We start from the raw sequence: 9,395 nt of genomic DNA, 5'->3' as shown, positions 1-9,395 counted from the left end.
AATGGAATTTTACTAAGTTTTTAATTGGCACCGATGGGCAAGTGATTGACCGTTATGCGCCAACCACCAAGCCTGACGCCCTTAAAGCAGATATTGAACAAGCATTGGCGGCCAAATAAATAATAAGCTAGAGAAATTTTTGGTTTTATGTAAAATATAAAGCCAATAAAAACAGAGGCTTGTCTGTATATTTGCTAAATTAAGAAAAAATACGCGAGAAAAGAGCAAATAGGGTTTGACAGCCATGTGTAAATCTATATAATACACACCCACAGAGCGAGGCTTTAGTTAGTTCTCTTCTGTTGGAAGTTATCAAAGGGTGACAGCTTTGATTGTTAAAGCTTTCAGGAAATCCTATTTAAAGGATTTCCCTTGCGAAGCTAAAATTGCAGTGCAATTTTTTAACGCTTCTCAGGGTGATTAGCTCAGTTGGTAGAGCGTCTGCCTTACACGCAGAATGTCGGCGGTTCGAATCCGTCATCACCCACCACTTATTAGCAAGTGGGTCTTTTAAAAGATGAAATGCTAAAAACGACCTAAGCAGCGGTAGTTCAGTTGGTTAGAATACCGGCCTGTCACGCCGGGGGTCGCGGGTTCGAGTCCCGTCCGCTGCGCCATTTTCTGTAGTATTAGAAAACGAATTTAGACTGTTAAGTCTAAGCAAGTTTCGCCTCAAACATTAGCTTGTTTGAGGTTTTTTTGTGTCTGCTCATTTTAAATAGTAGCGGCGTGACTTATATTTCTATTGTATGCTGTGCTAATAGCTAAATTTTACATGGCTATTGTTAATAGGGATAGAAAATAACATGGAATATAACCACATACCTAGAGAGCCGTTAGGCTTTTTTCCAACCCCGCTGGTTGAGCTGAAACGATTGAGTCAAGCCTTGGGCGGCCCCAAAATCTATATGAAAAGAGATGACAATACGGGGCTGGCATTGGGTGGCAATAAAACCCGCAAGCTTGAATTTATCCTCGGTGACGCGCTTGCCAAAGGTGCCGATACCATCATCACTGCGGGCGCGATACAGTCAAACCATTGCCGTCAGACAGCAGCGGCAGCGGCAAGCTTAGGACTGGAGTGTCATTTAGTGTTAGGCGGTGAAGAGCCGGAGCAGGCAAATGGCAATCTCTTGCTAGATAAGCTGTTTGGTTGTCATATCCACTGGGCAGGCAATCATCGCAAAGGCGAGGACATTCCTAGCATCGTTGAACAATTAACCAACCAAGGCAAAAACGTCTACGTGGTGCCGTACGGTGGTTCAAGCGAGCTTGGGGCGTTAGCCTTTGTAGAGGCGTTTAAAGAGCTAGAATCGCAGCGTCAAAGCATGGGTATATCCTTGACCCATATCGTATTTGCCTCAAGCTCTGGCGGCACACAGGCGGGCTTAATGCTTGGCAATAAAATCTTTAACTCACCTTATCAAATCGTCGGTATTAATATTGATAAAAGCGAAACCGATCAAGTCGCCTTTGATCAATATACGCTAGCGCTTGCTAATAGCACGGCAAAATTAATCAAGACAGATTATAAATTTACCGCGTCAGACTTATTTCTTAACTCTGATTACGTTGGTGAAGGCTATGGCGTAGTGGGTGCATTAGAAAATGAGGCGATTGCTTTAACGGCGCAAACAGAAGGGATATTGGTCGACCCTGTTTATACTGGTCGCGCGATGGGCGGACTTATCGATATGATTCGTAGGGGGAAGATTAAGCAAACCGATAGTGTGTTGTTTTGGCATACTGGCGGTGCGCCAGCTTTATTTGCTTATGCCAACGATTTGGATTTGGCGAAAAAAGCCGTAAGTCAGAAGTTTGATTCCTTACAACAAGAAATTTGACTTATTATTGTTTTATAAAGCAAGTGTTTACAGGCGCTGATTAAGCCGACTGACAGCAGCAATCAGCGCCACCATAATAATACCCATAATAATAAGAATCCCCGACATCAGGTGCGCTGCTTCGTAATTTAGCGCCTCTACTTGCTCATATATCGCAATAGAGACAACCTTGGTCTCACCTGAAATGCTGCCACCTATCATCAGTATCACGCCAAATTCGCCAATGGTATGCGCAAAACTGATTAAGCCGCCTAGAATAATACCGATACGCGCTTGCGGTAGGACAATTTTTATAAAACGTCTAAGACGGCTAGGTTCTAATAAGCTTGCCACTTCCATCACGCCTTGGGGAATACGCAAAAACTGAGCATAGACGGGCTGAATATAAAAGGGCAGGGAGTAGATGATAGAGCCAATTACCAGCCCTTCAAAGGTGAAAACCAAAGGGCTGATATTATGCTCGATAAGCCATTGTCCAATACCGACGCTCGGGCTGAGTAATAATAATAAATAAAAACCAATGACGGTAGGCGGCAAAACAAGAGGCATCGCAATGATGCCCATCAATAGAATCTTTATACGCCCAACGATATTTCCTCGGCTAGGCTTGGCAAGCCAATAAGCCAATGGCGTCGCAAATAACAATAAGCAAAGGGTGGTAATGCTGGCAAGCTTGATGCTTACCCATACCGGCAGCAGCATGTCTGAAATAAGAAACTGGGACATCATAGCGTGATTATCTATCTACCTTTTATCCAGTGCGCCGCTGATAGGGCATTATTTATGCTGCCACGTTATTTATAGATCGCTTGCCTTGATAACGTGTTACTTATGTCACATTTCACTTATTTCACGAAGGCAAGCTTATCAAAGGGCTAAAGTATTCACTTGAGCAAACCTAATCCGTCCTTATTCTTTCGATAGATTGCTACAAACAAGCTACTTAACAGCCAAATAACCCGCTTTAGCAAAATAGGCCTGTCCAGCAGGCGAGCGCAGGTAATCAGTAAAATCTGCTGCGCTAGCAACATCGGTAATAACGATACCGTCCTGCAAAATAGCAGGATAAGAGTCGGCTGGTAAAATATAAAATTGCTCGGGCGTCGCTTTGATGGCGGTCACTTGCGACTGCGCGACAAAGCCATAATCGACATTGCCTGTATGCGCATACTGAAAAGCTTGACCGATATTTTCTGCCTGAATGATGCGCTTTTGTGCCGTTAGAGAGTCGTAAAGGTTTTGTGCTTGTAAATAAGCCTTGGCAGATTCGCCATAAGGCGCAAGCTCAGGGTTGGCGATAGTAATTTTCGTCTTGTCATCACGCTTTAATAACTCAGTCAGTGTACTCTGATTCAAACTATCAACCGGCTTGGCCGCGCTATAAATAGAGAGTTGACCTTGAGTATAGGTAAACGGCGTCCGACTGCTGTCACCTTTAAACATCCTATCTACCAATTTAGCCGGAAACTCTTGGTTGGCGGCTAAGAAAATATCGTAAGGTGCGCCGGCAGTGATTTGCGAATATAGCTTACCTGAAGAAGCAAAGGTAACCTCAATCTCTTGATTGGGCAGGTTCTTATCTTTTTTATAACCTTCGATGATTTCAGGCAATACGTCCGATAAATTGGCGGCGGCAGCAATGCGAATGGCTTCACTAGGTTGAGTGGTCTGTGGTGCGTTTTCTGTAACCACTGCGGTTTCATTAGGGCTGTTTTCTTGGCTACAAGCGCTGAGTATTAAAGCCAAGCACGCGGATGCGCCCAATGTTGCTATCGATTTATACCGTTTTAAATAAGAAAAATTGGTAAGGGGTTGATGCTGAGCATTTGATGGTTTTGAGTGCATAACCTACATCCTCTACTTTAAAAAAGAACAATAGTCAGTAAAAATGAATAATTTTGCAGTATATATCAGTTTTTTATAGTTATTGGCTTAATTATTTTCTAAACGATATGCATATCACGACTACCTATTTTTCATCAATATTATTGAGTGAGTCATCATTAATTAACCGTTAATTAGCCATTATTGCTCAGCCATTTTGAAGAATCATCTTGATAGTATTCCTGTTTCCACACCGGAATATCGGCTTTAATGGTATCTAATATCCAGCGGCAAGCGTCAAAAGCAGGATAGCGATGGGCAGAAACCACACCAACCCAAACTGCCACATCGCCAATCTCTAGCGCGCCAATACGATGGATAGCAATGGCATGGGTAATCTCAAAACGCTTTTTGGCTTCTTCGATGATGGCGCGGCCTTGATTGATGGCCAAATCTTCATAACCATAATAGGTTAGGCGGTTAACGCTCGTGGCATTATTATGGTTGCGAACACGCCCCTCAAAGCAGACAAAGGCACCGCAGCTGTCATCATCGAGCGTTTTTTTAAGGCGGCTTTCATCAATATTGGTATCTAAAAGCGCAAAACCATCACGTTCAGCGATGAGATACGCCTCATCGATGCTACGTTTGATGCTCATCGATTGCCCATGTACGTTGTCTGTCATTTATTTTTCTGCCTATAGTTAATCTTAAAAATTCTGTACAAAAATGTGCTACTGATATAAATCTTCCTTGCTTGCTGTGCCTACGCAGACAGAGGCTACGGAAAATTTATACCGGTAGCACCATGTTTATTTTATAGTGAGTTCACTCTAGTGTTTAACAAGGTGTTTAGCTGTTAAGCGGCGCGCAAAGTAACGCCCCTCATAAAAAGTAGATAAATAAATAAACGGTTTTCAATTAACCATTTGAATTAACCACCAGCGACTGGGGTGATAAACACCACACTATCGCCGTCATAAATCTCATCTGTCCATTTCACAAAATAGTCATTTACCGCCACACGTAGTTCTGACTGCGGACGACTAAAGCGATGCTTTTGGCGCAGCTGCTCATATAGCTCAGTTAATGAGGTCGACTGTGGCACCGTAACTTTTTCTTCATGACAATTGGCTTCATCAGCTAAGCTGGCAAAGTATAAAACGTTGATATCCATCGTCGCATTTGTCTCTGTATTGCTTTCTACTAAGGTGCTCATGGCAATCTTCCTTATTTTTTAAACTGCTTATTCATTGTTTAACTGTATGTTTTTCAAGAATTTATGATTTTTAAAGCACTTTTACGCATGCTGATAGTCGGATTTACCGCCCGTTTTTTTCATCAGATGAATATTGTCAATCACAATATCATGCGAGATGGCTTTGGTCATATCATAAATGGTCAAGCAGGCAACGCTAACCGCGGTCAGTGCTTCCATCTCTACCCCAGTTTTATGGGTGACTTTGACGGTAGCGGTTACGGTAATGCTCTGGTGCGCATCGTCATATGCAAAGCTTAAACCAATCTTATCTAAAGGCAAGGGATGGCAAAGCGGAATGAGGTCATGGGTGCGTTTGGCCGCCATGATGCCAGCGATATGAGCGGTTTGAGTAATGCTGCCTTTTTTGGTCATACCATCAGCAGCTTTGATTTGCTCATAAATGGGCGCTGGAAAAATTACTTGTCCACTCGCGTGGGCTTCTCTGGTAGTGGGCGTCTTGTCACTCACATCGACCATAGTAATATCACCGTCACTATCTAAATGCGAGAGGCCCGATTGATTGCTTGGTTGATTGTTGGTTTTTGGATTGTCACTATTCATTCTTTATTTCTCTTAGAAAACGAATTTCTCTTAAACGGTCGGCTCTTTTCAATAAACGTTTTTTTAAGTTGTTTAGTTCATGAGTCGTTTAAAGCTAAACAAGCACGGACAAAATCTTTAGGTGTATTAAAATTGGTTAACTCTTGCCATACTTTGGCAAAAGGTACCGGTTGCACAATTGGCTTAATAAATTTCATCACCTGCCGCTGACCATTGTCGATATAATGCTTTAACTCAGGTTCAATACTTAAACGATATAAACCTAACAATGGATATAAGTGGCTGTCATCGGTTAGACAAATGACAGATTTACCGTCAGCTTGCGTAATATAAGGCCGCAGTTTTTGCCATAAACCCGTGACAGGGATTAAGCTATCGCAGCTAATGACCAGCAGCCAAGACGATTTAGTATCTGTTATTTTGGTGAGATTATTAGTGTTTTCTTGTGGCGTCAATGCTTGCAGTGCTGCTTCAATCGCTACCAACGCCCCGCCTGTTTCAAACGAGTTGTCATCTTTGTTAGAAAGACTTTGGCCAGATAGCTTTGTGTCAGATAGCTTTTTGCTACAAAGACCGTTAGCAGATAAGTAGTCAGCAATATGAAAAATCGGCGATTGTGATTGTTTAAGCAAATTTGGATTAATACTAAAACCACGTCCATTATCGGCAATCATAATAGGTAGATTGCTCATCATTGCGCAGACGTTCGCCTGTTGGCAGGGTAAGCTCAGCTTTTGGCGACCCCATACGTTTGGAGGCGCCGCCTGCCAAAATAACGATACCTGATAAGCGCTTGGATTTATCCACTTCGTCTGATTGGACTAAGCCATCTGCAACTGCAAGCATGAATTAGTCATGACCTGGGTTGGTACGCATAAAGTGCGGCACAAAATTACAAGGACGCGTGCGGCTATCAAGCTGCTCTTGTAAGATACCTTCCCAAGCAGTGCGACAAGCACCTGATGAACCGGGCAGGCAAAAAATCCCCGTGCCATTTGCCATACCAGCGACGGCGCGCGATTGGATGGTTGACATGCCGATATCGTCTTTTGAGATTAAGCGGAACATCTCGCCAAAGCCATCGACCGATTTATCAAATAATACGCCAACCGCTTCTGGCATGCTGTCGCGGATATAAAAGCCAGTACCGCCGGTGGTAATAATAGCGTGCACCTCAGGGTCGGCAATCCAGTTACTAATGACGGCTCTGATTTTATAAATATCATCAGTTATCAGCTGACGATCAGCCAATTGATGCCCTGCTGCGGTTAATTGGTCGACCAAATATTGCCCTGAGGTGTCTTCTGCAAGGGTGCGACTGTCAGAAACCGTTAAAATAGCGATATTAAGCGGGGTAAAGGGTGCTTGCAGCTTACTCATGGATGTTCCTTAATAAATACGCTTGTTATAAAAATTAAAAGTTTTTATGATAAATCAATTAGCCACCAATCATCGACAAATTATGCATCATGCCGCTGTTTGATTCGTGAAGGTGATGATGCTCAGGTTTAATCGGCATAAAGCTGTGCAGTGTATTCACAAGCCCGGCCACATCGTCTTGCTCAAGATGTTGACGAATATCGTAGTTACCTTGGTCAAATAAGCACAAATGCACCTTACCTTGACTACTGACGCGCAAGCGATTGCAGCTGTCACAAAAATGGGCAGCATAAGGGGCAATCATGCCGATACGACCTTTATAATCAGGGTGGCTATATTCTATCGCTGGCCCGTCGGTGCTGCCGCGCTCGTGAGTTTGCCAGCCGTGTTGGATTAAATAATTGGTAATAATATCGGACTGTGCGTGCTGGGCAAAAAACAAATCGCTGTTGTCGCTGGTTTGCATAAATTCGATAAAGCGATAGGTAACGGCTCTGTCTTTGACATAATCGATGGCATTTATCAGATTTTCAAAGGCCGTTTCTGCCATCAAAATACTGTTTATTTTTAGCTTAATATCTGTGGACGCAAGCAAAGTATCCATATCAGCCAAGAGCTGCGGCAACATATCAAAGCCTGTCATCTTATGGAAGGTTGCGGCGTCGAAGCTGTCCATACTGATATTCAGCTGATTCAGCCCAGATGCTTGCCAGTTAGCCAAATGCTTACCGAGCTTATAGCCGTTACTGGTCATAGCAACCGTTTCAATGCCTTCGGTGTTTTTGATGGTTCTGATAATGTCGACCAAGTCGCGGCGTATAGATGGCTCACCGCCTGTAATCCTTACCTTTTTGGTACCGACTTGGGCAAAACCGCGAATTAAGGTCGCAATTTCAGTGACGCTAAGCTCACCCTTAGGCGGTTTACCTTGGTAGCCATTTGGCAGGCAATACTCACAGCGAAAATTGCAAAAATCAGTAATCGATAGACGCAAATAGGTAAGACGTCGTGCGAAACCATCAGTCAATGGTTGAGAGGGCGTAGTCGGGGAATACGACGTGATAGCCGTTTTCGATGATGAGTCACCATCAAAAATAGCGGGTGCAGCGGTAGGCGAATACAGTTGCGCATTGCCTACGGTGGGGGCAAGATGGTTCATAGATGATTACCATTAATATTAAGTATAGTGTGTACTTTTAGGCGTTGCCTCAGGTTGTGAGTGGGAAGTTTCATTTAGGTATGATTATGACAGCTTATGGGCAAATAACCATTCACCATAAGTGACCCAAAAACTACCACCAAAGTAGTAGTAGCACTTGATAGTAGTTCATCAGTTTCTCATGATTAACCGCATAAAGAGTTATTAACTATGTAACTATATAACTATCAATTAGCTATATAACCAAGGAAACGGCTGAACTTGTACTTGCTCGCCAGCGGCTACATTGCCAGAATCCTGCGCCAATACGATAAAGCAATTGGCGTGGCTCAGCTGCTTGATACGGTGGGATTGTTGATTGCTAAAGCTTTCAACGTAAAATTCGCCAGACTCCGTTTGCGATAAAATGCCTCTTTGAAAATCCTTACGTCCCGCTGCTTTTTTGATATCGTTTTTAAGCGTTGCGGTCAAGCTAAGCTGCATAGGTTGCTCCTGAGGCGCAGTGCCTGCCATCTGCCATAACGCTGGAATGACAAATTGTAGGCTGCCAACGACGGTCGATAGCGGATTGCCGGGTAAACCAAAGTATAGTACCGGCTTAGCAAGATTTTGCGTCAACTCGCCAAAGACAAACGGTTTGCCGGGTTTCATGGCGACTTTATAATGATTAATCTGCCCTAGCTGCTCAATGACGGTGGTTAAAAAGTCATAGTCACCAACCGATACGCCAGCGGTAGAGATAAGGACGTCGCACTCTTGCATCGCTTGGGTTACGGCAGCGGTGGTTTTATCTAAATCATCAGCAATGATGCCATAATCGCGGACAGTGACGGGTAAGCTTGAGAGTAAGGTTTTTAGTGTCGGGGTGTTGGAGTTATAGATTTGCGCAAGGCTGGTTAGCTCATTGCCAATCGCCACCAATTCATCGCCCGTTGCAAGTACACCAACGATTAAAGGCTGATAAACATCGACCTTATCAAAGCCTAAATTCGCTAATAGGCTGATATCAGTAGGATTTAAGCGTTTACCCTTTTGTAATACCACATCCCTAGCTTCAATCTCTTCGCCTTGCTTGCGGATATTGTCATTAGCTTTAGCGTCTTTACTTAGCGTAATGGCATAAGGCTTTGATTTATCAATACGGTCTTTTATAGCGGCAAAATTGGTGTTTTCTTGCATGACGACCGTATCGCAGCTGTCAGGAACGACGGCACCCGTAAAGATGCGTACCCCTTGTCCTGCGACAATGTCACCACGATAAGGACTACCTGCTTGCGACTCACCGACGATCGCAATCGTGTTTTCGGCGTCAAGCGTACTGCCTTGCGCCAGCACATAACCATCCATCGCCGACAGATTTTGTCTA

General features: G+C 43.7%; 11 protein-coding genes, 2 tRNA genes and 1 pseudogene. 4 read left to right on the top strand and 10 right to left on the bottom strand.

What is annotated here, in order from left to right:
* The 4 genes and pseudogenes from V7D75_RS04330 to V7D75_RS04315 all read left to right on the top strand — a co-directional run.
* Positions 1-119: pseudogene (locus tag V7D75_RS04330) on the top strand (glutathione peroxidase); the annotation flags it as partial.
* 295 nt (positions 120-414) lie between these two features.
* Positions 415-490 (top strand) — tRNA-Val (locus V7D75_RS04325).
* 50 nt (positions 491-540) lie between these two features.
* Positions 541-617 (top strand) — tRNA-Asp (locus V7D75_RS04320).
* A gap of 189 nt (positions 618-806) precedes the next feature.
* A complete protein-coding gene (locus V7D75_RS04315; protein WP_333613552.1) occupies positions 807-1,844 on the top strand; it encodes a D-cysteine desulfhydrase family protein in 1,038 nt (345 codons plus the stop codon).
* A gap of 27 nt (positions 1,845-1,871) precedes the next feature.
* Here V7D75_RS04315 and modB read toward each other — a convergent pair whose 3' ends face one another.
* The 10 genes from modB to V7D75_RS04265 form a co-directional block, all read right to left on the bottom strand.
* On the bottom strand, positions 1,872-2,573 hold the full coding sequence (modB, locus tag V7D75_RS04310) for a molybdate ABC transporter permease subunit (protein ID WP_333613551.1): 702 nt from the start codon (positions 2,571-2,573) through the stop codon (positions 1,872-1,874).
* Between the two features lie 210 nt (positions 2,574-2,783).
* Positions 2,784-3,689 (bottom strand): molybdate ABC transporter substrate-binding protein, encoded by a 906-nt coding sequence (modA, locus tag V7D75_RS04305; RefSeq protein ID WP_333613550.1) that lies wholly within the window; start codon positions 3,687-3,689, stop codon positions 2,784-2,786.
* A gap of 173 nt (positions 3,690-3,862) precedes the next feature.
* Complete coding sequence (locus tag V7D75_RS04300) at positions 3,863-4,354, bottom strand: molybdenum cofactor biosynthesis protein MoaE (RefSeq protein ID WP_333613549.1); 492 nt, start codon at positions 4,352-4,354, stop codon at positions 3,863-3,865.
* A 248-nt stretch (positions 4,355-4,602) separates the two neighbouring features.
* Positions 4,603-4,887: a MoaD/ThiS family protein gene (locus V7D75_RS04295; RefSeq protein WP_200663266.1), complete on the bottom strand. Its 285-nt coding sequence runs from the start codon at positions 4,885-4,887 to the stop codon at positions 4,603-4,605.
* 81 nt (positions 4,888-4,968) lie between these two features.
* A complete protein-coding gene (gene moaC / locus V7D75_RS04290) occupies positions 4,969-5,490 on the bottom strand; it encodes a cyclic pyranopterin monophosphate synthase MoaC (RefSeq protein ID WP_296236870.1) in 522 nt (173 codons plus the stop codon).
* Positions 5,491-5,567: 77 nt separating this feature from the next.
* Complete coding sequence (gene mobA / locus V7D75_RS04285; protein WP_333613548.1) at positions 5,568-6,185, bottom strand: molybdenum cofactor guanylyltransferase; 618 nt, start codon at positions 6,183-6,185, stop codon at positions 5,568-5,570.
* Complete coding sequence (locus V7D75_RS04280; protein WP_333613547.1) at positions 6,151-6,336, bottom strand: hypothetical protein; 186 nt, start codon at positions 6,334-6,336, stop codon at positions 6,151-6,153. Before V7D75_RS04280 ends, mobA begins: the two co-directional genes overlap by 35 nt.
* A gap of 3 nt (positions 6,337-6,339) precedes the next feature.
* A complete protein-coding gene (gene moaB, locus V7D75_RS04275; protein ID WP_200663271.1) occupies positions 6,340-6,870 on the bottom strand; it encodes a molybdenum cofactor biosynthesis protein B in 531 nt (176 codons plus the stop codon).
* A 58-nt stretch (positions 6,871-6,928) separates the two neighbouring features.
* Positions 6,929-8,029, bottom strand: a complete 1,101-nt coding sequence (gene moaA, locus V7D75_RS04270) for a GTP 3',8-cyclase MoaA (protein ID WP_333613546.1) — start codon at positions 8,027-8,029, stop codon at positions 6,929-6,931.
* 231 nt (positions 8,030-8,260) lie between these two features.
* Positions 8,261-9,395 (bottom strand): molybdopterin molybdotransferase MoeA (locus V7D75_RS04265; protein ID WP_333613545.1); only part of this gene is annotated, 1,135 nt, incomplete at its 5' end.

This window comes from Psychrobacter sp., from assembly GCF_036731945.1.
Taxonomy (GTDB): Bacteria; Pseudomonadota; Gammaproteobacteria; order Pseudomonadales; family Moraxellaceae; genus Psychrobacter.
The sequence above is the reverse complement of the archived record's forward strand: the minus strand, read 5'-3'. Positions and strand labels throughout refer to the sequence as shown.